This window comes from Amycolatopsis melonis (assembly GCF_040064235.1).
Lineage (GTDB): Bacteria > Actinomycetota > Actinomycetes > Mycobacteriales > Pseudonocardiaceae > Amycolatopsis > Amycolatopsis melonis.
Genome location: NZ_JBDZYD010000010.1, coordinates 175,417 through 199,556, shown reverse-complemented (window position 1 = coordinate 199,556; position 24,140 = coordinate 175,417). Strand labels below are relative to the sequence as shown.

Genomic DNA, 24,140 nt, shown 5'->3' with positions numbered 1-24,140 from the left:
CCGGGACGGACGCGGCGTGGCCGTCCGGCCGGTAGTTTCGCGGCATGAGATGGCCGCCGTGGGCGTGGCGCGTGGTGCGCACCGTGGTCGTGCTGGGCTTCGTGCTCGGGGCGACGAGTGCCTCGTCGCGCTGGCAGCCCGGGGCGGCGCCGCTCACCCCCGCCGGGGTCGCGTGGCTGGCCGCGACCGCGCTGACCCTGCTGGCCGTCCACCGCTTCCCGCTGACGCTCTTCCTGGTCACGACGGCGTCCGCGTTCGGCTACTACGCCTCCGGGCTGCCCGGCGGGCCGGTCATCGTGGTCCCGACCATCGCGTTGTTCGTGCTGACCCGGCAACGCGGCCCGCTCTCCGCCGGGATCACCGGCGCCACCGCGCTCGCCGTCCTCTACCTCGTCCGCGTCGTGACGTCGGGGTCGTTCGCGCTGGAGTTCGGCGCCGGTTTCCTGGTCGTCTGGCTGGTCGCGGTGGTCGGGATCGGCACCGCCGTCCGGTACCAGCTCGACGCGCTCGCCGCCCGCCGCGAGCAGGCCGACGAGCACCGCCACCGGCTCGCCGAGCAGGAACGGCTGCGCATCGCCCGCGAGGTCCACGACGTCGTCGCGCACAGCCTCGCCATGATCAACGTCCAGGCGGGCGTGGCCGCGCACGTCGCCGACCGGCGGCCCGAGCAGGCGAAGGAAGCGCTGCTGAACATCAAGGCGGCCAGCGCGTCCGCGCTCAAGGACCTGCGTGCGACGCTGGCCGTGCTGCGCTCCGGCGAGGACAAGGCACCCGCGCCGAGCCTCACCCAGGCGGGGGAACTGCTCGCGCACGCCCGCGACGCCGGGCTCACGGTCGACGTCGGCGGGGAAGCCGGCGACCTGCCCGCCCCGGTGGACGCCGCCGCCTACCGGATCCTGCAGGAGTCGCTGACCAACGTCGTCCGGCACGCCGACCGCGCCGACCACGTCGACGTCCGGTTCGACCGGCGGCCGGGGGCCTTCACGCTCCGGGTGCGCGACAACGGCCGCGGCACCACCCGGCCGTCACCGGGCCACGGCCTGCGCGGCATGGCCGAACGCGCCACGGCACTCGGCGGGCGGTGCACCGCCGGTCCGGTCGACGGCGGGTTCGAAGTCTGCGTCGAGCTACCGATCGAGGGGGAAGCATGATCCGCGTCCTGCTGGCCGACGACCAGGTCCTGGTCCGCGCCGGATTCCGCGTGCTGCTGGAGACCGAGGACGGCTTCGAGGTCGTCGGCGAGGCGGGCGACGGCGAGCAGGCCGTCGCGCTGGCGATCGAGCACCGGCCCGACATCGTCGTGATGGACGTCCGGATGCCGGGCGTCGACGGCCTCGAAGCCACCCGCCGGATCACCGCGAACCCCGAGCTGGCGGGCACGAAGGTGCTGGTACTGACGACGTTCGACGTCGACGAGTACGTCTACGAAGCCCTGCGCGCGGGCGCGAGCGGCTTCCTGCTGAAGGACACCGAGCCGGTGGAGCTGCTGCGCGCGCTGCGGGTCGTCGCGAGCGGCGAGGCCCTGCTGGCGCCCACGGTGACCCGGCGGCTGATCCAGGAGTTCGTCGGCCGCCCGGAGAACCGGCGCATCGACACCGCCGCGGTCCGCGAGATCACCGACCGCGAGCGCGAGGTACTCGGCCTGGTGGCCGGCGGCCTGTCCAACGACGAAATAGCGGCCCACCTGGTGATCTCGACGGCGACGGCCCGCACCCACGTCAGCCGCATCATGACGAAGATCGGCGCCCGCGACCGAGCCCAGCTGGTGGTGCTGGCCTACGAGTCGGGGCTGGTCACCCCACGCCGCCCCGCCTGACCCGCCGCACCACACGCACGGCCCGCACCAGGAACACGACGGCGAGGACACCGACCAGGCAGATCCAGACCACGGCGCCTCCTCTCCCGGCCGATGCTCTGCCCAGAAGGCGCCCGACCGTGGGAGGGGGTTCACCGACACGGCGGAAGTCACACCTTTCGGGTTACGCGGAACCCCGGAGATCCGACCCTCCACAAAGGCCGGTTTCTCCGCTACGTTGCGGGTCAACCACAAACCGCAACCTCGCTGGTCGGCCCTCCGTGCCAGACTGATGCCTCGAACGGTGGATGGGGGTCAAGATGAGCTGGCAGGAAGATCTGCGCCGACTCGACGCGGACCTGGCGGCCGGGCGGATCGAACCGGCGGCCCACCGCAAGCAGCGCGACGAACTCCTTGCCGCCGCTTCCGGCTCGACGGTGCCGTCGCCCGTGCCCTCGCCGCTGCGCCGCCCGGACAACCGGTCCTGGCAGAGCACCAACCCCGCCCACGACCGGCCCGCCGAACCGGTTCCGGCCCCCGCCGTGCCGCCGCAGCCGGTGGCCAAGGCGCCGACCCCGCAGGAACGGCCGTGGATGCGCGGGCCGCACGTGCCGAGGACGAGCAGCATTCCCGAGCTGCCCGACCACATGACCACCGCGCCGAGCCCGGCCGACATCGTCCCGACGCGCTACCTGCGCGTCGAGGGGACGAACCTGCAGCACACCACGCCCAGCCGGTTCCCGCCCGTCGGCGGCGGGCCGGGGACGGCCGAGGCGCCGCCGTTCGGCGAGCCGGAAGGCAGCGGGCGGCACCGGTGGCAGACCTCCCCGCCCGCCGGGGACGGGTCGCGCCGCGGCCTGCCCGCCTGGCTCGTCGTCACCCTCGGCGTCGTGCTGGTGGCCGGCCTGGTCGCCGGGGGCATCCTCTGGTTCGGCGGCAAGGACGACGACCAGTCCGGCGTCGCCGTGCCGCCGCCGTCGCCCAGCGTGCCGTCGGCGACGAACGGCGTCGCCGACCCGTCGCTGACGCTCGAGCAGCGCCTGCCCACGTTGCCCGGCAAGGCAAATCCCGCCAACGCGACGATGACGGTCGAAAAGGCCCTCGAAGCCAAGGTGATCACCGAAGCCGACGCGCAGCAGATCCGGGCGAGCAACGCCAAGGAGGTCATCTTCCGCGCGTCGTCCGACCCCGGGAAGGCCAGCGACGGAAACCTGCTGATGGTCATCCCGACCCTGTCGGTCTTCGACGCCAAGCACCTCGTGACCGGCCTGCGGCAGAACCTCTCCGGGGCGCAGCTGGCGGCGACCCGGCTCGGCCCGACCGACGACGACCTGATGTACACCCAGCGCGGGTCCGACAGCTGGGTCGGGATCCTCTGGTACTCCTCCGGCGCGGTGGCCGTCGGCATCGGGGTTTCGCAGGCGGGCACTGCCGACTCGGGGGCGCTGCGGTCGCGCCTGGAGGCGATCCGCGCGTCGGTGACGGCGGTCCTGCCGCCCGGCTGAGGCAACGCCCTCGAACGCCGGGTCACAAAACGACCCGCGGGGTGGTCGGACCACTTCGAAGTGCACAATATGCGTGTCGTTGAACAGGCCAAGTGTGTCGGCCGGCCGGCGGTCGGCCGATCGGACCGGAATAAGGGGGCTCCTGGTGTCCTGGCAGGAGGAGCTGCGGCGACTGGACGAGGAGCTCGCGGCAGGCCAGCTGTCCGCCGACGAATACCGGGCGCGCCGTGACCAGGTGCTTTCCTCGGCCGTGGGCGTGCAGGACCAGCAACCGCAGCAGCCGGCTTCGAACGCCGACGCGACGCAGGTGATCGCCCCGGTGAGCCCGCCGGGCGGGACACCCCAGCCGACGCCGCAGCCGGGCGACGCCGAGCGCACGCAGGCCGTTTCCTGGCAGGCCCAGCAGGGCCGCCCCGGCGACCCCAACGCCACCGCGTACGTGCCGCCCGTGCAGGCGCAGCCGTTCTCGCCGCCGGGCGGCTTCGCGCCGCCGCAGCCGGGTGCCGACGACAACCCCGAGCGCACCCAGGTCGTCCGCAACACGGGCGACTTCCAGCCCAACTACCAGGGTTATTCGCAGCAGCCGCCCGCGCAGCCGGGCTGGAACCAGGTGCCGCCGGCGGCCGCCGCGCCGCCGTGGGGTGCCGACGACACCGGGTCGGCGCACAACCCGAACGACCTGAGCTGGATGCGCCAGGGCCCGGAGTCCTACTTCGAGACCAAGAGCGGCTCCGGCAAGAAGAAGGTGCTCAGCATCGTCGCGGCCGTCGTGGTCGTGCTGCTCGCCGGCTTCGCCATCTGGTGGTTCGGCCTGCGCGGCGACTCGACGCAGACCGCGGGCCCGACGAACGCCCCGACGTCGGCGGCGCCGAGCACCACCCCGCCGCCGCCGAGCGTCGCGCCCACCCGGGTGCCGCCGATGCCCGGCAAGGCGAGCGACAAGAACGGCACGATGAGCGTCGACGACGCCGTGCAGAAGGAGTTCCTCAACGCGGCCGAGGCCAGCTCGATCAAGGCCGCCGGCTCCGCGTACGTCACGTGCCAGGCGTCCAGCAACACGCCGTTCGACTACACGGTGCTGCTGGTGAACACCAAGAGCGTCGCGGACGCCAACCGGCTGGCGCAGACGCTGCAGCGGCCCGCGGCCAGCACCGGCCTGCAGACGGTCAGCGACCACGCCGGGCTGCCGCAGTCGGTCGCGGTCTTCAAGGCCGTCCTGCCGGACCACACGACCTACCGTGCCGTGTACGTCTCGGGTGCCGCGGTGATCCGGGTGGACGTCAACCAGGCGCCCGCCACCGACACGGCGGTGACGAAGGAGTTCCAGGGCGTCATGAAGGCGATGCTGGAGAACGTTCCGAACTCGTGACCGGTGTCCAGGTGACCACGCCGCTGCGGGCCGGTGCCGAGCCGGACGAGTACGGCTGCACCGTGCTGTCCACCGGCGTCTCGGACTACTCCGACGGGGCCGAGGACCTGGTCACCGCCCTGCTGGAGAACGCGCAGGACCGCAGTTCGCTCAGCGACGAGCTGACGCTGGCGGCGCGGACCTGGCCGGAGCGCTACCACCTCGACCACGGCCGCGCGAACGTGCTGCGGGCGCTGGACCTGCCCGCCGACGCCGTGGTGCTGGAGATCGGCTGCGGGACCGGCGCGGTGACCGGCTACCTGGCGGAGCGCTGCCGGTCGGTGGACGCCGTCGAGCCGGTGGCGAGCCGGGCACGCGGCGCGCGGGCCCGGACCCGGGACTTCGGCGACGTCGAGGTCTTCGTCGGCGGGATCGAGGACGTCCCCGCGGCCGAGGCGTACGACGTCGTGGTGGTCATCGGCGTGCTCGAATACGTCGGCGGGGGCAGCAACGACGACGCCGTCTACACCGATTTCCTGCGCGCGGCGCACGCCCGGCTGCGGCCGGGCGGGACGCTGGTGCTCGCGATCGAGAACCAGCTGGGCGTCAAGTACCTCTGCGGGGCGGCCGAGGACCACACGGGCATCCCGTGGGACGGCGTGGCAGGCTACCCGGCCGGCGGGGTGGCGCGGACGTTCTCCCGCGCGCGGCTCACCGGTCTCGTCGAGCGGGCGGGGTTCACCGGGACGGCCGTGCTCGGTGCCTTCCCGGACTACAAGCTGACGCGGGCCGTGCTCACCGACGAACTGCTCGCCGCGAACCCGCGGCTGGCCAAGCGGCTGCCGGGGTTCCCGAGTCCCGACTGGGCGGGCGGCGGCGAGCGGGTCGTGGCCGAGGAGCGCGTCTGGGCCGAGCTGGTCGACGCCGGACTGGCCGCCCAGCACGGCAATTCGTTACTGCTGCTGGCCGGAAAGGACAGTGCGCCGAAGCTCTGGCCGCCGGACACGCTGGCCGCGTTCTTCAGCACCGACCGGGCGGCCGACTTCTGCACGCGATCGGTCGTCGAGCGCAGCGGTGCCGGCCTGCGGGTCCGCCGGACGCCGCTGGCCACGCACCCGGCTGCGGCGCACGGGGTGCGCATCGTGTCCACAGTGGACGAAGTGGTCGACGCCCCGACCGTGCTCGACGTCGTGCGCGACGAACCGGCCCGGCGGACGGAACTGCTCGGCCGCTGGCGGGAGTTCCTGCTGTCGCAAGCGGGTGAACTGGGTCCGCGGCTGTGGGACCTGACCCCGCAGAACCTGCTCGTGACCCCGGCCGGGCTCGTCCCGATCGACCTCGAATGGTCGGTCGACGGCTGCTCGGCGGACGACGTCCTGGCCCGCGGAATCCTGATCACGGCCGACGAACTGGCCCGCGGCGGGCACGGCGACGGAGACACCGTCGGCGACGTCGTGCGCGACCTCTGCGCGCGTCTCGGCCTGGCCGAGGCGGCAGTGCTGGGTGTCGTGCCGTCGGAGGCGCGGTTCCAGGCCGTCCGCCAGGCGGGCCGGTGCGATCCCGCATACCTGGCCGAGCGGACCGCGGAACTGACCAGGGCCTGGACGGTCCGGCTCGCCGAACCGTCCGGCCGCTGAGCCTCAGGCGCGCATCGACTCCGGCAGCATCCGCCGCATCGCCCGCCGCGTCGGCTCTTCGAAGAAGCGGTGCAGGACGTGCGCGATGCCGATGGTCAGCGCGAGGAAGCCGAGCACGATCAGCCGGTACTCCCAGCTCGTCGGCATGTCCGTGAGCTTGAGCTTGGTCTGGATGACGTGCCGCATCACGTCGATCACCAGCCAGTGGACCAGGTAGAGCGCGAACGACACCTTGCCGCCCCAGATGAGCAGCCGGGTGCGCAGCAGCCACGCCGACGGCTCACGGGTGCTGATCGCCAGCCCGCCGATCAGCAGCAGGAACAGCGGCACCACGACTACCGTCTCGGCCGAGCCCCACATGATGTGGCCGTTGATCCGCCAGTCCAGGTTCATGTTGAAGCGGCGGAACGGGTCGAAGTGGTGCACGAGGAAGATCACCGCGACGATCACCACGAACACGACGGTCGGCCGCAGGAACCACGGCAGCCGCGCGGACCGGCCGTACCGCAGCACGATCAGCGCGGTGAACGCGCCGCCGAAGAACTCGGTGAGCACGCGCAGCGGGATCATCCCGGGCACCAGCGCGTTGTGGAACAGCAGCAGGTCGCTGCCGTCCTCCATGGTGAGGCCGATCGCGACGATCGGGAACACCGACACCAGGGCGCACAGCACGAGCGAGCGGACGCGCACGGTCTTGAGCATCTTGGCCAGCACCGCCACGGCGACGCTGAACACCAGGTACGCCAGCCATTCCGCGCTCAGCGACCAGTCGATCGGGTTCCACTGGTCCGGTTCGATGAACCAGCCCTGGATGAGCAGCACGTGCTCGAGGAACCGCGCGGGACTGGCGGCCGCCTGGAGGCTAGCGTCGTTGTTCGCCTGCAGCGAGTACGCGCGGTAGAGCGCCCAGCCGAGCAGGACGAGGAACATCACCGGCCAGATCCGGCTCAGCCGCAGCCAGAGGAAGCCGAGTGCCTTGCGCGGGGTCCACGGCTCGGACATCCGGTCGAGGTGGGTGTAGGTCATGATGAACCCGCTGAGGACGAAGAACAGGTCCACGCCGAGGTACCCGGCGTCGAACAGCGGGGCCAGCCTGCCCAGGAACGGGAACGACGAGACCAGCTCGGGGCGGAAGTGGAAGGCCAGCACCCACAGCGCCGCCAGTGCGCGGACCCCGGTCAGCTGCGGGATGAACGCGGGCAGCGGGCCGCGGTCGTCCTTCGCGGCGGGCTTCGCCGGTTCCTCGGGCCGTCCGGGCAGCTCGCCGGTGAATGCCGGCAGCACGTCCGTCGTCTCGGTTCTGTCCATGTCCTACCGTTTCGCGTTCGTCGCGGCCCAGGCGCGCTGGGGATCGAGGTCGACCGGCCGGGCCGGCGGATCGGGCACCACCCGGGACAGCAGGATCTGCTGCACGAGCGCCGTGCGTTCGTCCCGGGCGGCGACTTCCCGCCACACCCCGTGGTGTTCCAGTCCCTCCAGCCACGGGTCGTCCGGCCAGCCGCCGATCCGCTCGAGCACGGTCCGCCGCACCAGGTAGCCGCTGCCGAGGTAGGGCAGCCGGGCCAGCCGCCGCGATTCCGGCGGAAGCGCGCCGACCAGGCCGGCGGCCGGGTCCGCGACCGGGCAGTGGGCCAGGTCCGCGCCCCCGCGCACCGCGGCCAGCAGGCGGGCCACCAGGTGCGGTGAGCATCGCATACCCGCGTCCAGTACCAGCAGCAGGTCGGCGCGCGACTCGGCCAGCAGCCGGTTGTACGCGTAGCCCGCGCCACGGGCGAGCGGGTGGTGGAGCAGGTCGTAGGGCTTCGGCCCGGCGGGTTCGGCGGTGCCGTCCTGGCAGACGAGGACCCGCGATGGCACCGCGGTGCCGCGCGCCAGGTCGTCGACCAGCGCGGTGACGCCGGGATCGCCCGCCCGCCGCACGATCAGCACGTCGAGATCGGGCACGCGCTCGGGGGCGCTCGGCGCGAGCGGCAGGGCCGCCGGCGTGCAGACGACGTCTTCGGTGCGCCGCGCGGCTTCGGTCCGCTCCACGGTGAGCCGGGCCGCGAGCCGGCGGTCCGGTCCGGGATCGGCGCCGAGTGACGCTTCGCCGCGGAACCGGGGATCCCAGCTCGGGGTGTCGACGGCCAGCGGCGTCTCGGCCGGGCGGGCCACCGCCGGTGCCGGGCGCACCGGCCGGTCCGACCGGGCCGGGGCCGGGTGCCGTTCCGCCAGGTCCGCCGCCAGTTCCAGCAGCTGACGGGCCGACGGGCCCATGTCGAGTTCCTCGCGGACGTAGCGGTAGGCCTCGGTGCGGATCGAGCGCTCCAGCTCGCCGTCACGCAGCAGCGCCGCGGTGGCCGCGCCGACGACGGTCTCCCTGGCCACCACCAGGTGCCGTCCGGCGGTGAACGGCGCCAGGTCGCGGCTGGGTTCGGTGACCACGACGCAGCCGTTGCAGGCGGCCTCCAGCACGCGCACCCACTCCAGTGCCTTCGACGACTCCCGGTGCAGGTTCAGCAGCACCCGGCTGCGCGCGAGGTGCGCGTGCTTCGCCCGGTTCATGAGGAAGTCCGGCCGCGGCTTGACCATCGGCTCGTGCGGCGGGGTCAGCAGCCGCACGTCGAGCCCGTCCAGGTCGCGTGCGGCGCGGGCGAGCAGCGCCGAGCGCCGGTGCTCGGCCGTCCCCAGGTAGGTGACGTCGATGTCGCGGACGCTGTCCGGGTCGCCGCCCCACTGGTCCCACAGCGGCGTGTAGCCGAGCTGGAACCGCCGGACGTCGTGCCCGCGGCGCACCAGTTCGCCGGTCGAGTCGGCGTTGATGTCCATCGCGCCGCCGAACTGCGGCAGCAGGCTCGCGCTGGTGTCGAAGGTCCGCGTGCCGGGGTGCTCGACGCAGAACGCGATCGTCCGCCGCAGCTGGTCCGGCCGCGGCCGCTGCGCCTCGGGCAGCACCACCAGGTACTCGTGCGGGACGACGACGAAAACCGTGTCGTCGTCGTCCTCGGGCAGCGGCCCGAGGTGGGTCTCGGCCCGCCCGCCCGCCGACCGCACGGCGTCGGCGACGACCTCGAACAGCTCCTCCATGAACGCGCTGCCGCCCGGCGCGGACGCCAGCACGAGTCGGGGATCGGCCACCGTCAGAGGGTCTTCCGGCGCACGGTGCGCAGCGGCGCGGTGACCCGCCAGCTGAGGGTCTGGCGGTGGGCTTCGAGCTCCTGGGTCAGCTCGGCGACGCGGCGGCGCAGCTGCTCGGCTTCCCGCTCGTCGTGCTGCACCGCCTCGGGCAGGTCGGCGCCGTGCAGGGCCAGCTCGGCCTGCAGCAGGTCCATCCGCAGCTGGTCGCGCTCGGTCCGGGTCCGCTCCAGCTCCTGCCGGGCGAGGTCGCGGTCGCGGCGCAGGGCGTCCAGCTCGACGCGGGCCTCGGAGCTCTCGTCGACCTGACGGCGCAGGTCGTCGGCCGCGCGGGCCTCCTCGGCGAGCCGTTCCTGCACGCGCAGGGCTTCCCGCAGGTCCGCGTCGGCGCCGCGGAGCCTGCCGAGCAGGCGTTCGCGCTCGGCCATCAGCACCGAGCGCTCCGCCCGCAGCTGCAGCAGCTCGGCACGGACGGACGCGGGCACGGCGTACTCGACGGGCTCGTCGTCGCGCGGAGCCGGGGTGTTCGGGCCTTCTTCGGAGCTCATGCGTGCCGTTCCTCGGTACCGGTGCCTCGGGCGAGGCCTTTCAGGATGGTGGAGAACTCCTGGCCGTAATGGGCGGAGTCCAGGAAGGAGCCGATGCCGGCCAGCGCGCGCTCGGCGATCCGCTCGCGGTCGGCGGGCGAGGTGTCCAGCGCCCGCAGCAGGCCGACGGTGAGCGCGTTGAGGTCGTTCGGCACGAAGAGCCAGCCGCTCTCGCCGTCGGTGACGATCTCGCGGGTGCCGAACACGTCCGCGGCGACCACCGGGACGCGGAACGCCATGGCCTCCAGGATCGAGCGCGGCAGCGACTCGATGTCCGAGCTGTTGACGAACAGGTCCGCCGCCCGCAGCCACGGCAGCGGATCGCGGACGATCGGCACCAGGCTGACCGAGCCGCCCAGCCCGGCCGCCTCGACGTAGTCCCGCAGCGCCTCGCAGTACGGCGATTCGTGGGTGCCGACGATCACCAGGTGCGCGTCCGGGTGGGTGGTCCGGACCTGCTCGAAGGCCAGCAGCAGCGGGGCGTGGCCCTTGCGCGGTTCGCTCACCCCGACGTTGAGCAGCACCGTCGCCCGCTCGGGCAGGCCCAGCTCGCGGCGGACGTCTTCCTTCGCCGTGTACAGCGCCTGCTTGGCAGGCGCGAGGTCGATGCCGTACCGGACGGTGATGCAGCGGCGCGGCCGCGACCACGGCAGGAACATCTCGCGCGTGGCGTCGGCGACGAACAGCAGCGCGTCGGCGTCGGACAGGCAGTGTTCCCAGCGCTCGCGGACCAGCGGGTCGAGCGCGTCCATGCCCCAGTTGAGGTAGGCGAAGTCCTCCAGGCTGAAGCTCTCGTGGATGACCCACGCCACGGGCAGGCCCGCGCGCATCGCCGCGTCGACCCCGGCGAACATGCCGAGCGTGTTGACCAGCACGACCCCGGCGCCGGTCGCGGTGGCCAGCATGGCCAGCTCGCCGACGTACGCGGTGTAGGTGACCGCGTCCTGGACGCGGTGGTGCCCGGTGACGTGCACGGTGACGCCCAGCTCTTCCAGCTCGGCGCGCAGCGGACCGTCCTCGGGCGAGACGAGCGTGACCTTGTGCTCGTGCGGGCCCGCCAGGTGGCGCAGCAGCTCACTGAGCCAGAACTGGCCGCCGCCGACCCGCAGGCTGTGCGTGACGACCAGGACGTGGTCGGTGTCGACGGCCGCCTTGACCCGGCCGAGCAGCTCTTCGGTGAACGCCGCCGAGCGCTGCACGGTTTCGGCGTCGCGCCGGCTGACCGGGCGCCGCCGCAGCGTCGCGTACCGGGTCGGGGAGGTCCATTCGCGGCCGTCGCGGGTCCAGGCGTGCACCCGGAAGGCCACCTTGCGGCTCTCGCCGGGGGCCTGCGGCAGGGCGACGCGGGCTTCGTAGCCGCTCAGCCCCGCCTGCCGGACCTGGCCGGGCAGGGCGCTGGTGACGTCCGGCCGGGGCAGCATGAGCCGCGCGCGCTGCCGCGGGGCGCCTTCGACGTCGACCTCGACGCGGCTGGGCAGCTTGCCGTCGAGCAGCAGCCAGCCCGAGACGACCATGAGGTCACCGGCGATCTCGGCGTCGGCTGCCGGGAAGTCGATCTCACCCAGCGGCGCGGGCTCGCGGTGGCTGCTCTCCGGCCAGACGCTCGTGCGGGCGAGCTCGGTGCCGTCGGGTGCGGTGACGGTCGTTTCCGCGCCGACCGGCTGGGCGGCCTCGGCCTCCGCGCGCCACGCCCAGACCGGCCAGTCCGCCGGGACCCCCGGCACGGCCGCGGTGCCGCGTTCCCAGTGCACCCGCGCGACCTGCCCGCCGATCCGGATGGTGCTGCCGTCCGGGCCGGCAGGCGAGACCAGCCAGCCGCCGACCGAAATCCGGCCGCCGGTCACCGAGGCACCGGCGGCGTCCACGCCGGCGAGCCACGGCAGCTCCCGCTCGATCATCTTGTTCCTTCGTCCGTGCGCGGTGGCGCGCTCATCGCCGGGGATGGTTCACGAGCTGCTCGCTCAGCGTCCTGACCACGGCCGGGGCCAGAATAGGGCTTTGCCCGCCGATGAGGTTGCGTTCGGCGATTTCGATCACGACGACGTCGCTGTCGACGAGTTTCGCCGCGGCCGCGCCCGGGTCGTTCTGGACGTAGTCGGAGTGCATGATCGTCATGTCGTTGAACGCGGCGGCGAGGTACATGTTGGCGAAGCCGGTGAAGGAGTCGCCGATCATCGCGACCTTGTCGGGGACGGTGCCCGTGGTCGGCTCGCTGCGCAGCTCGATCGGGGTCAGGTTCGGCTGGCCGAAGAAGGTGCGGGTGCGGTCGGCGCCGCCGTCCGGGGCGAGGGACTCCAGCTCGGCGGGTTCGGTGCCGGTGCGGCCGATCAGCGGCGGCAGGTCGGTCTGCTTGTCGAACGTCTCCTTGGGCGCGGTCCGCCAGGTGCTCGTCACGCCGGGCCGGAGGTTCTCGGCCAGGGTCCGGACCATGGTCAGCCCGCCGTGGAACTGCCAGTGGGTGTCCTGCTTGAAGTAGATCGGCGCGCCCCGCCGCTGCGACTCGGCGAGCAGGGGCTGCCGCAGGTCGAGGTAGCCGACCTCGGTGTCCAGCCGGTGCCACATCGTCCGGGCCGCCACCGGCGCGCAGTCCTTGCCGGCGTACTGGCCGGGCAGGAACTGCGGGAAGATGTCCGACTTGTCCGGCGGCACGATGAGCACGAGCCGCCGTCCCGACGCCTCGACGGCCCGGCGCAGCCCGATCAGCTCGTCGATCACGGACGCGGTCGGGATGATCGGGTTGCACTTGGCGTACATGTCGTTGCCCAGGTACAGCCAGCCGTCGCGGCCCTCGACCACCGGTGGGTAGTTGCTGTTGGTCTGGCCCTGGGTCGGCCCGGTCTCCGGCCGGGAGGGCGGCTGGTTCGCGACCGGGCCGACACCCGGCTGGCCGGCCTGCGCGCCGAGCGCGGGCGGCTCGCCGAAGACCGAGCGGCTGATCGCGTCCTCCGCCTGCACGGCGGCTTGGCGGCCGGGCAGCCAGTCGGTGGCCCACGCGCTGAGCCCGCCGAAGAACCCCCAGCCGTCGGACAGGCTCGGGAAGTCGTGCAGCTTGTGGTTCTCGAACGCCTCCGGGCGGCCGAACACCCCGAGCGACACCATCGGGGACAGGAAGAACACGATCGCGCAGATCAGCGCCACCTGCTGCCGCCCGTGGCGGGGCCGGTACATCGAGTGGTCCTTGGGCAGCCAGGCCTCGTGGACCGTGAGGGGCCGGACCCGCTTGCCCGGCTTTCCGCCGTCCAGGTGCACCGACACGCTCCCACCATAGACGGGACCGGGCGGGCAGCGGTTTTCCACCCGCCGTCACCCGTCGAGCGGCCGAAAACTGTCGTACATATGTTCTAAAATTGGCGTTGTCCAGGGGAGATGCCGCCCGCACCCGCGGGGGGCGTGATGGAGGAAGGCAGGGCCATGGCCTACATCACCCTGTCCACGTTCGTGGGCTACAGCGCCAGTTCCGGGCCGTCGCGGTCGTCGTTCGTGCGGCGGCAGCGCCGTCAGTACGAGGATCCGGCGCGGGCGGCGTTCAACTACTACCGGCGGGCGGCCAACGCCGTGCGGTCCGGCCGGGCGGCGAACCAGGACGAGGTCGCCCTGCGCGCCCTCGTCAACGCCGCCGACGAGCGGACGAAACCGCACTACGCGGCGATTGCCGAGGGCTGGCTGCGGTACCTCGGCCGTCGGCAGCCGCGGCTGGTCGAGGTCGGGCGGGGCCGGTGCCGGATCGGGGAGCTGGAGATCGGCGTCAGCCCGCAGATCGGGCTGCGCAAGAGCGACGGCCGCCGCTACGCGACCTGGCTCTACTTCAAGGAGGAGCCGCTGGCGAAGGACTCGGCGCAGCTCGCGCTGTGGGTGCTGGAGCAGGCGATGCCGGACGTGCTGCCCGGCGGGCACGCGCTGGTCATCGACGTCCGCCGCGCGAAGGAGTACCAGCTGTCCGACCGCGATCGCGAACGGCTGCGGCCATGGGCACGCAGTGAGGCGTCGGCGTTCCTGACCCTCTGGGACGCCGCCTGAGCAGGGGAGGCGCCGGGATCGCCCGGCGCCTCCCTTAGCATCGCCCCGAGCGTTCAGGGGGGCGACGATGAGACTGGTCGCGGGGCGGTACGCGATCTCGGCCGAGCTCGGCCGGGGCGGGATGGGCGTCGTCTGGCGCGCCGAAGACCGGGTGCTGGGCCGCCCGGTCGCGCTCAAGGAACTGGCCACGCCGCCCGGCACGAACCTCGAACGCGTCATGCGCGAGGCCCGGACCGCCGGCCGGCTCAACGATCCCGGCGTCGTCACGGTGTACGACGTCGTCCACGAGCACGGCGCCACGTTCATCGTCATGGAACTCGTCGTCGCGCCGACCCTCGCCGACGTCGTCGGCCGTGAAGGGCCGCTGGCGAACGACCGCGTCGCCGCGCTCGGCCTGCAGGTGCTCGGCGCGCTGGAGAGCGCGCACGCGGCCGGGATCGTGCACCGGGACGTCAAGCCCAGCAACATCATGGTGCTGCCCGGCGACCGCGTGAAGCTCGCCGACTTCGGCATCGCGCGGGCGATGGACGACCCGCGCCTGACGCAGACCGGCGGGGTCATGGGCTCGCCCGGCTACATGGCGCCCGAGCTGTTCGCCGGGGCCGGCCCGTCGCCGGCGTCGGACCTGTGGGCGCTCGGCGCGACGCTGTTCCACGCCGCCGAGGGCCGGGCGCCGTTCCAGCGCACCACCACGGCCGCGACCCTGCACGCGATCATGTACGACCGGCCGGTGTTCGAGCACTGCCGCGGCCCGCTCGCCGAGGCCGTGCGCGGGCTGCTCACCCAGTCCACTTCGGACCGTCTCGGCGCGCCGGGTGTCCGGCGGCTGCTGGAAACGGCCCGCACGGCGATCACCGACGCGCCGACGCAGGCGGTCGACCCGGCCGAGCTGCCCACGGTCGTCTTCGAGCCGGTGACCGCGAAGGTCGCGGCGCCGTCACCGACCACAGTGGACTGGGACCGGCCGCGGAAGAAGCGCCTGCCGCTGGTGCTCGCCGGGGTGGCGGCCGCGGTCGTCGTGGCGCTGGGCGCGATCTTCCTCCTCAAGCCCGGAACCACGACCCCGGTCGCCGCCGCGGACGCCACCAACGCCGCGTCGGCGCCCGCGCCTTCGACGTCCGCCGCGCCGGGCACCACCGCGAGCCCGACGTCGGCCACGGCCACCACGGCGTCTTCGGTCCCGCCGTCGGCGAGCCTGCCGGTGCTGCCGGGCGCCAGCACGGTGACGCCGCCGCCCAGCACGCCGTCGAGCGGCGAGCCCGAGAAGCCGAAGCCGGTGATGGTGCCGCTGACCCGCTACCACCACCCCGACGGCGGTCACTTCAGCGCGACCCAGAAGATCGGCCCGCCGCCGGGCTTCACCAAGGAAGGCGTGTTCGGCTCGCTCGTCGCCACGGCCGAGCCCGGCACGCGCAAGTTCTACGCGTGCAAGGTGACCGGCCAGAACGACTGGTTCACCTCGACCGACCAGAGCGGCAAGTGCGAGGGCCAGCAGGTCATCGGCCTGCTGGGCTACGCCTACGCGAACCCGCCGACGTGGGCGTCGGCCCGCGCGATCTACCGCTGCAACGCGGGCGGGAGCCACTTCGACTCCCTGTCGGCGGGCTGCGAGGGCAAGACCAAGGAGTTCCTCATGGGCTACCTGGTCTTTTGAGCCCGCCTGCCGGCGGTGATCACCTGACCGAACGCACCCGGACGAGTGACACAGTTCGCGCTGAGCGGGCGACGACTGGACAAACCGGAGAGCGAACACGAAGCTTTCGCGTGTTCTTCCGTCCCTGGCCAGACTCGAGGTCGAAACAGTGAATGCTGCCTGGGAAGCCGTCTCCCGCGTCGTGGACGAGCCCGCCTGGTACTGGGTGTACGACAAGCTGGCGTTCTGGCCGAGCACCTACGCCCACGCCTGGCCCGGGTTCCGGGAGCCGGCGCCGTCGCGGACCTGGGATCTCTCGCCGGGGAACCTCGACCGCGGCTCGGCCGAGTTCCGGCTCGGCCCGTACGCCGTCGAGGAGCACCAGGTCGCGGCCATCGCGCTCGCCGCGTTCCGCGAGGTCTGCGGGCCGGACGACCGGATGTGGGCGCTGCACTGGCAGCACCAGTCCTACCTGGTCCGCCCGCACCTGATGACCGAGGGCGCCCGCTGGCCGGTGCCGGTGTTCCCGCGCGCGGACTACCACCTGTTCCTCGCCGAGGACTTCTCGTTCGGCACGCTCGGCCACCCGTGGGAGCGGACGCTGTGCGTGTTCGGCGAGAAGCTGGTGCCCGCGTTCGAGCGGCTCGGCGAGGGCGTGCTGACGAACGTCCTGCGCCGCGACGGCAAACCGTCCGCGCTGGCCCGCTGAAGGCGGCGTTGATCTCTTGCTACCGTCTTGCGGGTGTTCGAATATCACGGCTGGGTGACCATCCAGGCGACCGCGAGCGGCGACGACGACGCGGCGCTGCTGGAGCGCCTCGTCGACCGCGTGCACCGCGCGATCCGCGACGCCGGTGACTTCGACCTGGTGGACCTCCGCTGGAGCGCGGGCATGCCGATGCTCCACTTCGGCGGCTTCGACAAGCACGGCGGCCGCCTCGGCCCGGAACTGCTGGAGCTGTTCACCCGCGTCGGCGAGCTGGCCCCCGGCTCGTACGGCCTGCTGTACGTCTGGGACGACCAGGACACCGAACACGACAACGACTTCCGCGTGTACCGCATGGCCAGGGGCCAGGTGACGGAACACGAGGACCCGCACCTGACCCCGGTCGCCCCGACGGTCATCGACGTCTACGAGCTGTAGCCGCTCTCGTACTCACGGCACCCGCGGCCGCCCGCCCGGCTCCTGCCGCGGCGGTTTCTGGTCCGCGCCCGGGAACGTCGGCGCGGGCAGGTGGGCCTGCTCGTAGCGCGAGAGCGTCAGCGGGCCGGACGTGTCCGGCAGGACCGGTGGCTGCGCCCTGCGGTCGTGGAAGCGGAACGCCGAGGTCAGGTCGCCGAACGTGCGGCGGCGCCAGTCCGAGATGTTCGGCTCCGGCACGCCCGTCACCTTCTCGAGGAACTGCAGCGTCGACGTGTGGTCGAAGTTCTCGCTGCACACCCAGCCGCCCGCGGTCCAGGGGGAGACGATGATCGCCGGGACGCGGTAGCCCGCGCCGACCGGGAGGCCGTTGCCGGGGGTGCCGCCAGGGGACGTCTTCGTGACGAACTCGCCGGGTGTCCCGGGCGGCGGCGTCGGCGGCACGACGTGGTCGAACAGGCCGTCGTTCTCGTCGTAGTTGAGGATGAACACCGTCTTGGCCCAGACGTCCGGGTTGGCGGCGATCGCGTCGATCTTCGACGCGACAAACGCGGCGCCCTCGGCGGGCGTGTAGTTCGGGTGCTCCGACGCCGTCGACGTGCAGATGATCCAGGACACCGTCGGGAGCTTGTCGTTGCGCGCGTCGTACTCGAACTGGCCTTCGGGCCGGTGGGTGAGGCCGTTGACGACCAGCGGCGAGCCGGCCGGGGCGTTCCGGAAGTTCGCGAACTGCTCCAGCATGTTGCAGCCGTAGGTGTCGTCCTGCTCGTACACCTTCCAGCTGACGCCCGCCGCCTGCAGCCGCTCCGCGTACGTCGTCCAGGTGTAGCCGCCCGCGGGAGCCTTGTTGTCGAGGATCGGGCCGCCGTGCTCGCCGTCGGGGTCGATCGTGCCGGTCATCCACATCATCCGGTTCGGCCAGGTCGGGCCGAGCACCGAGCAGTGGTAGGCGTCGCAGATGGTGAACGCCTCGGCGAGCGCGAACTGGAACGGCAGGTCGGCCCGCGTGTGGTAGCCCATGACGTACGGACCGTTCTTGCCGTCGGCCTTGCGGTGCGCCGGCAGCCAGTTGTCCATCCGGCCGCCGTTCCAGGCGTCGTGCTGGACCTGCCACGCGTGCGACGTCGACGGGATCTTCTGCGCGTTGGTGGCGTGCGTGTCGAGGTGGAACGGCAGCGCGTAGCCCGCCGGGTTCTGCGGATCCGGCTGGTAGAAGACGGACCGCCCGTCGGGCAGCTTGGCGGCGTGCGGGTCGCCGAAGCCGCGGACGCCCGACAGCGTCCCGAAGTAGTGGTCGAAGGACCGGTTCTCCTGCATGAGCAGCACGACGTGCTCGATGTCCTCGAGCGACCCGTGCTTCGGGGCGCCCTGCGCGAGGGCCTTCCGGACGTTCGGCGGCATGAGGGTGGCGGCCGCGGCGAGCCCGGCGGCCCCGCCGAGAACACGACGGCGAGTCAGTTCGGTCATGTCCAGCACCCTCACCGCCGAGGATCACCCGAAGAGGTGGCTTCCGGCGAACGGTCCCGGAACACGAGATGAAAACGACTGCCGAACCGCCGCAAACCCCGCCAGAAGGTCACAGCGCCGTCTGTGACTGCGATCACGAAAAAGAGCCGCTCCCCGGCTGGACCAGGGAACGGCTCTCGATCTTGAGCGGATGACGGGATTCGAACCCGCGACCCTCACCTTGGCAAGGTGATGCGCTACCAGCTGCGCTACATCCGCACTGCCTTGCTGATGGGGAACACTTTATACCCACGCTGATTCGCGCCGAACGGGGGGTACCCCAGTGCCCTGACCCGGTGCTTCGGTGTCACAGCTGGCGTACAAGGGGTGACGACGGCTGTTTCCCTCCGTATGGTGTCTCCATTCGACCGAATGGGGAGACCTTCGGGGAGGAGGTGCCGGGCCGGATGACCGAGCTGGGCACGGTGCCGCCACCAGCGGCCTCGGAATCCGACGAGCAGGCACTGCTGCAACGGCTCCGTGACGGCGAGGACGCCGCGTTCGGGGAGCTGTTCGAGCTGCACGCCGCCGCCGTCCGACGGCTCGCGCAGAGCCTGGCGGCCGACCGCTCCGAGGCCGAGGACATCACCGCGGAGACCTTCTTCCGCGTGCTGCAGGCCCTCCGCCGGGGTGCCGGCCCCCGTGACTACGTCCGTGCCTACCTGCTGACCGTCGCCCGCCGGGTGTCCTGGGAGTGGCACGGTGCCCGCCGGGACGTCCCCGTCTCCGACGACGAACTGACCTTCCGCGCCGGCGCGGGTGCCGACACCCACGCGCGCACCGCCGAGCACACGCTGATCACCACCGCGTTCACCAGCCTGCCCGAACGCTGGCGGACCGTGCTGTGGCAGACCGAGGTCGAGGGCGAGCAGCCCGCCATGGTCGCGCCCCACTTCGGGCTGAGCGCGAACGCCACCGCGGCGCTGGCCCGCCGCGCCCGCCAGGGCCTGCGTGCGGCGTACCTGCAGGCCCACCTTTCGGTGAACCGCGGGCCGGACTCCTGCCGCGCCGTCGTGGAAAAGCTCGGCGGGTTCACCGCGGGCAGCGTCACCGGCGCCGAGGCCGAGCGGATCAAGGCGCACCTGCACGGCTGCCCGTCGTGCCGGGCGACCCAGGACGAGCTGCGTGACGTCTGCTCGTCGCTGCGCGCGCACGCCGGGGTGCTGGTGCTGCTGGTGCCTGCCGCCGCGTCGATGGGCGGCAGCGGGGTGCTGGCCGGGCTCGGCGCGACGATCAAGGGCGTCCTGGTCGGGTCGAAGGTCAAGATCGGGCTCGCGCTGGCGTCGACCGCCGCCGTCGGCGCGGTCGGCGTCGCGGCCGGGCCGGTGCTGTTCGGCTCGACGCCGGCGCAGGACGTCGGGCTGACCGGCGGGGCACCCGAGCTGATCGTGGTGCCGCCGCCCGAGGTGCACCAGCCGCCCCCGCAGCCCCACCAGGAACAGCGGATCGGCGTCGGCGTGCTCAACGGCCGCGGCACCGGCGCCCCGGTCCCGGTCGTCCGGCCGCGGGCCGAGGTCCACCCGGTCGCCGTGAACGAGATTCCGCAGGTGCCGCCGCCCGCCGGCGTCCCGGCCGGCGAGAAGGGCGGCCTGGAGACCGGCACCACCCCGCGGGACGACCTCACGTCCAAGACCTACAGCACGACCAGCCACCCGGAGACGTCCCCGCGGCTCGACACGACGACGAGCCCGGACATGACGATGACCACCGAGTCGAGCGACGGGACCACCCCGGACAGCGGCGAGGCGCCCGAGCTGTCGCCGACCGGCAAGCCCGGCGAGCCGACGGACCCGACCGAAGCGAAAGCCAAGCCCCAGCCCACGGACGAGCCGACGGAGACCACGACCGAGCCGTCGACGACGGTGACCCCGACCTCGGGGAAGCCGTGCCCGGGCAGCGCGTCCGGCGTCACTGGTTCGGGCGAACCGACGGACAGCACGCCGACCGGCTCCGAACAGCAGTGATCAACTCCGGCGGGCGGGATGTCCGGTTCATCCCTCGCGCGGGCGAGGCCCGGCACGGTACCGTGGAAGCGCTCACCCTGCGGGCGGCCCGGGAGGCTACTGAATGAACCGGCTGGTACGCGGCGAAGACGGCCGCGACTGGGTGGTCCGTGCCCAGATGGAATGGCGGGCACCGGCGACGGCCGACGACTTCGAGCACGACGTCGCGGGCAGCTACGGACCCGGGATCGCGATGATCGTGGTGACCGCGCTGCTCGCCGTCATCCTCGTCGTGTGGACGCCCGACCAGGTCAACGTCCCCGCGTGGGTGCTGCTGGCGCTGCTGCTGGTGGTGTTGTTCTTCCCGCTGCGCTGGATCCTGCGCCGCCCGTGGACGGTGGTCGCGGAGACCGAGGGCGACGTGACCGGCGACCGGCCGTCCGAGCGCTGGGTCGGCACGATCCGCGGCATGTTCACCGTGCAGGGCGAGGTCAAGAAGATCTCCAAGACCATCCAGCGGCACTCGCTGCCGGACTTCGACGGGCCGTTGCACCCCGTCGAGTAGGACCGTCGAGTAGGACACTGAGGCCATGCCCGAGCTGCCCGAGGTCGAAGCACTGGCCCACCACCTGCGCGAGAACGCCGTCGGCCGGACGATCTTCCGCATCGATGTCGCGTCGCTGAGCGTGCTGAAAACGGCGACGCCGCCGTGGACGGACCTGCACGGCCGCGAGATCACCGGCGCGACCCGGCACGGCAAGCACCTCGACGTCGTGGCCGGCGATCTGCACCTGGTCGTCCACCTGGCCCGCGCGGGCTGGCTGCGCTGGTCCGACGGCCTCGCCGCGGCGCCGCTCAAGCCCGGCAAGGGCCCGATCTCGCTGCGCGTGCACCTCGAATCGGCCACCGGGCCCGGCTTCGACCTGACCGAAGCGGGCACGAAGAAGGGCCTCGCGGTGTGGATCGTCAAGGACCCGCAGGAGATCGCGAGCGTGGCCCGGCTGGGCCCGGACGCGCTGGCCGTGGACGCCGCGCGGCTGCGGGAGCTGTTCGCGGGCAAGAACACCCGGCTGAAGTGGGCGCTCACCGACCAGTCGCTCATCGCCGGGATCGGCAACGCCTACTCCGACGAGATCATGCACCGCGCGAAGCTCTCCCCGTACGCGACCATCGGCAAGCTCGACGAAGGCGCGCTGGAGGTGCTGGCCGAGGCGATCCACGAGATCGAGACCGACGCCGTCGAGCGTTCGGTCGGCCAGAAGGCGGCGCGGCTGAAGGGCGAGAAGCGGTCGGGCCTGCGCGTGCACGCGCGCACCGGGCTGCCGTGCCCGGTCTGCGGCGACACGATCCGCGAGATCTCCTTCGCCGACAAGTCGTTCCAGTACTGCCCGACATGCCAGACCGGCGGCAAGCCGCTGGCCGACCGGCGGATGTCGCGGCTGCTCAAGTAGCCGGATTCGCCCGTTCGGCGGCACGTGCTGCGCCGGGCGTCACCGAGGCCGGGGTCCGGACCGCCGAAACCACGTCCGGCCTGCCTCTTTCGCCAGAAGGGGTGGAACAGAAGCCGCCGCCCGCGTGTTGCGGACAGTGACCGTGACGGCCCGGTTCCGACTCTCGGTAGGGTCCCTTCCACCCTCGGTCATCACAGTTGGACAGAAAGTGGGATCAGGCCTTGCACCCGGTTGGTCGAGCGCAGAGCATGGACGCCGTGTCCGGGTTCCCGCTTGCGCAGATCGTTCCGTGGGGGATCGCGGTGCTGCTCGGCATCGCGGTGATCGTGCTGCTCGTGAAACAGCGCAGGCCGGCCAGCGTGGTCGAGGACGCCATGCTCCAGGCGGTGCACCGGATGTCGAAGGCGGCGCCGAACCTCCGCTCGGGCCTCGACGAGGACGCCGCCGACAAGATCACCACCCAGCTGCTGCAGATGCTCGACTGCGTCGCCGTCGGCATCACCGACAGCGAGGGCACGCTGCTGTCCTGGGACGGCGAGGCGAACGAGCACTACGTCGACCTCGTCGACGCCATCGGCGCGGCCATCCGCAAGCACCGCCGCGAGGTCGTGGCGCACGACCGGATGCCGTGCAACCACCGCGGCACCTGCCGGATGAAGACCGCGGTCATCGTGCCGCTGCTGGTGGAGGGCGAGACCGAGGCCGCGCTGATCGTCGTCGGCCGGACCCGCGGCAGGCTGGTGCAGATGGCCGACGCCGTCGCCCAGTTCGTCTGCACGCAGTTCGAGCTGGCGCGGCTCGACGAGTCGAAGCACCAGCTCCAGCAGGCGGAGATCAAGGCGCTGCGCGCGCAGATCTCGCCGCACTTCGTCTACAACGCGCTCAACACGATCTCCGCGCTCATCCGCACGGACCCCGAAGAGGCGCGAGAGCTGCTTCAGGACTTCGCCGACTTCACGCGCTACTCGTTCCGGACGTCGGGCATGTTCACCACGCTCGCCGAGGAGCTGCGCAACATCGACCGCTACCTGACGATCGAGAACGCCCGCTTCGGCGGGCGGCTCGAGGTGCGGATGAAGATCGCGCCCGAGGTGCTCAGCGTGGTCGTGCCGTTCCTGATCATCCAGCCGCTGGTGGAGAACGCGGTGAAGCACGGGCTGGCCAGCAAGCCCAGCGGCGGCTGCGTCACGGTGATCGCGCAGGACTACGGCACCGAGGCGCTGATCAGCGTCGAGGACGACGGCATCGGCATGGACCCGCGGCGGCTCAACGAGCTGAAGAGCGCCCACCGCACCGGCGCGCACGTCGGGCTCGGCAACATCAACCAGCGCATGCAGCAGGTGTTCGGCAGCGACTACGCGGTGATGGTCGAGACCGCGCCCGGCGCCGGGATGAAGGTGACGCTGCGGGTGCCGAAGTTCGTCCCGGGCGTCCGGCCGAACATGCCGGACTACAGCTCCGAGAACCACACAGCCGAAGCCGACGTCCCGGCACAGGCGGGTCCGGCGCAGCTGAACGGCGCCGAGGTGAACGGCGTCAACGGCACGCGCTCGGGCATCCTCCCCCTTGGCTGAATCCGGCTAGCCTGGGGTTATGAGCGTTACGGACAAGCTGGCTTCGCGGATCCCGGTTCTCGCCGACCGGGTCGAGCGCAAGGACGTCGTGGCCGTGGTGCGGCTGCACGGCGTGATCACCCCCTCGCCGTCGCCGCTGGCCCGGGGCGCGATCAACCTCGGCGCCGTGGAATCGGCGCTGACCAGGGCGTTCGGTCACGAGCGGCTCAAGGCGGTCGCCCTGCTGGTGAACTCGCCCGGCGGCGCGCCGACGCAGTCCGGGCTGGTCGCCGAGCGGATCCGCCAGCTGGCCGACGAGAAGAAGGTGCCGGTACTGGCGTTCTGCGAGGACGTCGCGGCCTCCGGCGGCTACTGGCTGGCCTGCGCGGCGGACGAGATCTACGCCCACCGGACCTCGATGGTCGGCTCGATCGGCGTGATCAGCGGCGGCTTCGGCTTCACGGGCCTGCTGGAGCGGTTCGGCATCGAACGCCGCCTGCACACGGCGGGCGCGAACAAGTCGCGGCTCGACCCGTTCTCGCCGGAGAAGCCCGAGGACGTCGAGTGGCTGAAGAAGATGCACACCCAGCTCCACGAGCTGTTCGTGAACTGGGTGAAGGAACGCCGCGGCAACCGCCTCGCGGACTCCGACGACCTGTTCACCGGCGACGTCTGGCTGGGCGCGAAGGCGGTCGAGCTGGGCCTGGTCGACGGCCTCGGCAGCCTCCGCCAGATCATCACCGAGCGCTACCCGGACGCGGAGATCTCGGTGGCCGAGCCGAAGAAGCCCCTGCTGGCCCGCCTCGGCCTCGGCGCCCCGGCCGCGGCATCGGCGGTCCTGGACGCGGTGACCCAGAAGGCGGCCTGGTCCCGCTTCGGCCTCTGACTTGCCAAGACTTCTGAAAAAGTT

Annotated in this window: 20 protein-coding genes and 1 tRNA gene; 14 read left to right on the top strand and 7 right to left on the bottom strand. The window is 72.4% G+C overall.

What is annotated here, in order from left to right; genetic code table 11:
• Window positions 1-44: 44 nt before the first annotated feature.
• The 5 genes from ABJI51_RS26720 (at window position 45) to ABJI51_RS26700 (ending at window position 6,285) form a co-directional block, all read left to right on the top strand.
• On the top strand, window positions 45-1,151 hold the full coding sequence (locus tag ABJI51_RS26720) for a sensor histidine kinase (protein ID WP_348952587.1): 1,107 nt from the start codon (window positions 45-47) through the stop codon (window positions 1,149-1,151).
• The gene (locus ABJI51_RS26715) at window positions 1,148-1,816 is read left to right on the top strand and encodes a response regulator (RefSeq protein WP_348952589.1); all 669 of its coding nucleotides are present in this window, start codon (window positions 1,148-1,150) and stop codon (window positions 1,814-1,816) included. Before ABJI51_RS26720 ends, ABJI51_RS26715 begins: the two co-directional genes overlap by 4 nt.
• Before the next feature lie 299 nt (window positions 1,817-2,115).
• Window positions 2,116-3,300, top strand: a complete 1,185-nt coding sequence (locus ABJI51_RS26710; RefSeq protein WP_348952591.1) for a hypothetical protein — start codon at window positions 2,116-2,118, stop codon at window positions 3,298-3,300.
• Between the two features lie 142 nt (window positions 3,301-3,442).
• Window positions 3,443-4,669 (top strand): DUF1707 domain-containing protein, encoded by a 1,227-nt coding sequence (locus ABJI51_RS26705; protein ID WP_431605647.1) that lies wholly within the window; start codon window positions 3,443-3,445, stop codon window positions 4,667-4,669.
• The gene (locus ABJI51_RS26700) at window positions 4,666-6,285 is read left to right on the top strand and encodes an SAM-dependent methyltransferase (protein WP_348952594.1); all 1,620 of its coding nucleotides are present in this window, start codon (window positions 4,666-4,668) and stop codon (window positions 6,283-6,285) included. Before ABJI51_RS26705 ends, ABJI51_RS26700 begins: the two co-directional genes overlap by 4 nt.
• Before the next feature lie 3 nt (window positions 6,286-6,288).
• Here the strand turns inward: ABJI51_RS26700 and ABJI51_RS26695 are convergent, their stop codons facing one another.
• The 5 genes from ABJI51_RS26695 to ABJI51_RS26675 are packed head-to-tail and all read right to left on the bottom strand — an operon-like array spanning window position 6,289 to window position 13,241.
• Entirely contained in the window at window positions 6,289-7,593 is a 1,305-nt protein-coding gene (locus ABJI51_RS26695; RefSeq protein WP_348952596.1) for an acyltransferase family protein, read from the bottom strand.
• 3 nt (window positions 7,594-7,596) lie between these two features.
• Window positions 7,597-9,402, bottom strand: a complete 1,806-nt coding sequence (locus tag ABJI51_RS26690) for a glycosyltransferase family protein (RefSeq protein WP_348952598.1) — start codon at window positions 9,400-9,402, stop codon at window positions 7,597-7,599.
• A gap of 2 nt (window positions 9,403-9,404) precedes the next feature.
• Entirely contained in the window at window positions 9,405-9,947 is a 543-nt protein-coding gene (locus ABJI51_RS26685; protein ID WP_348952600.1) for a hypothetical protein, read from the bottom strand.
• The gene (locus ABJI51_RS26680) at window positions 9,944-11,884 is read right to left on the bottom strand and encodes a glycosyltransferase family 4 protein (protein WP_348952602.1); all 1,941 of its coding nucleotides are present in this window, start codon (window positions 11,882-11,884) and stop codon (window positions 9,944-9,946) included. The genes ABJI51_RS26685 and ABJI51_RS26680 overlap by 4 nt, the downstream gene beginning before the upstream one ends.
• Before the next feature lie 31 nt (window positions 11,885-11,915).
• Window positions 11,916-13,241: an alginate O-acetyltransferase AlgX-related protein gene (locus ABJI51_RS26675; protein ID WP_348952604.1), complete on the bottom strand. Its 1,326-nt coding sequence runs from the start codon at window positions 13,239-13,241 to the stop codon at window positions 11,916-11,918.
• A gap of 156 nt (window positions 13,242-13,397) precedes the next feature.
• On the opposite strand from ABJI51_RS26675, the gene ABJI51_RS26670 reads away from it, so the two are divergent.
• The 4 genes from ABJI51_RS26670 (at window position 13,398) to ABJI51_RS26655 (ending at window position 16,780) form a co-directional block, all read left to right on the top strand.
• On the top strand, window positions 13,398-14,003 hold the full coding sequence (locus tag ABJI51_RS26670) for a hypothetical protein (RefSeq protein WP_348952606.1): 606 nt from the start codon (window positions 13,398-13,400) through the stop codon (window positions 14,001-14,003).
• Window positions 14,004-14,070: 67 nt separating this feature from the next.
• The gene (locus ABJI51_RS26665; protein ID WP_348952608.1) at window positions 14,071-15,657 is read left to right on the top strand and encodes a serine/threonine-protein kinase; all 1,587 of its coding nucleotides are present in this window, start codon (window positions 14,071-14,073) and stop codon (window positions 15,655-15,657) included.
• 148 nt (window positions 15,658-15,805) lie between these two features.
• A complete protein-coding gene (locus ABJI51_RS26660; protein WP_348952610.1) occupies window positions 15,806-16,345 on the top strand; it encodes a DUF2716 domain-containing protein in 540 nt (179 codons plus the stop codon).
• Between the two features lie 33 nt (window positions 16,346-16,378).
• A complete protein-coding gene (locus ABJI51_RS26655; protein ID WP_348952612.1) occupies window positions 16,379-16,780 on the top strand; it encodes an immunity 7 family protein in 402 nt (133 codons plus the stop codon).
• Between the two features lie 12 nt (window positions 16,781-16,792).
• Here the strand turns inward: ABJI51_RS26655 and ABJI51_RS26650 are convergent, their stop codons facing one another.
• Together ABJI51_RS26650 and ABJI51_RS26645 are read right to left on the bottom strand one after the other, a co-directional pair.
• Entirely contained in the window at window positions 16,793-18,244 is a 1,452-nt protein-coding gene (locus tag ABJI51_RS26650) for an alkaline phosphatase family protein (RefSeq protein ID WP_348952614.1), read from the bottom strand.
• 185 nt (window positions 18,245-18,429) lie between these two features.
• Window positions 18,430-18,502 (bottom strand) — tRNA-Gly (locus ABJI51_RS26645).
• A 188-nt stretch (window positions 18,503-18,690) separates the two neighbouring features.
• Between ABJI51_RS26645 and ABJI51_RS26640 the strand changes: the two genes are divergently transcribed.
• The 5 genes from ABJI51_RS26640 (at window position 18,691) to ABJI51_RS26620 (ending at window position 24,116) form a co-directional block, all read left to right on the top strand.
• On the top strand, window positions 18,691-20,247 hold the full coding sequence (locus ABJI51_RS26640; protein WP_348952616.1) for a sigma-70 family RNA polymerase sigma factor: 1,557 nt from the start codon (window positions 18,691-18,693) through the stop codon (window positions 20,245-20,247).
• Between the two features lie 103 nt (window positions 20,248-20,350).
• Complete coding sequence (locus tag ABJI51_RS26635) at window positions 20,351-20,791, top strand: hypothetical protein (protein ID WP_003076880.1); 441 nt, start codon at window positions 20,351-20,353, stop codon at window positions 20,789-20,791.
• 25 nt (window positions 20,792-20,816) lie between these two features.
• The gene (locus ABJI51_RS26630) at window positions 20,817-21,677 is read left to right on the top strand and encodes an Fpg/Nei family DNA glycosylase (RefSeq protein ID WP_348952618.1); all 861 of its coding nucleotides are present in this window, start codon (window positions 20,817-20,819) and stop codon (window positions 21,675-21,677) included.
• Window positions 21,678-21,925: 248 nt separating this feature from the next.
• Window positions 21,926-23,251, top strand: coding sequence for a histidine kinase (locus ABJI51_RS26625; protein ID WP_348952620.1), 1,326 nt, complete (start codon window positions 21,926-21,928; stop codon window positions 23,249-23,251).
• Between the two features lie 19 nt (window positions 23,252-23,270).
• Complete coding sequence (locus ABJI51_RS26620) at window positions 23,271-24,116, top strand: S49 family peptidase (RefSeq protein ID WP_348952621.1); 846 nt, start codon at window positions 23,271-23,273, stop codon at window positions 24,114-24,116.
• Window positions 24,117-24,140: the final 24 nt, after the last annotated feature.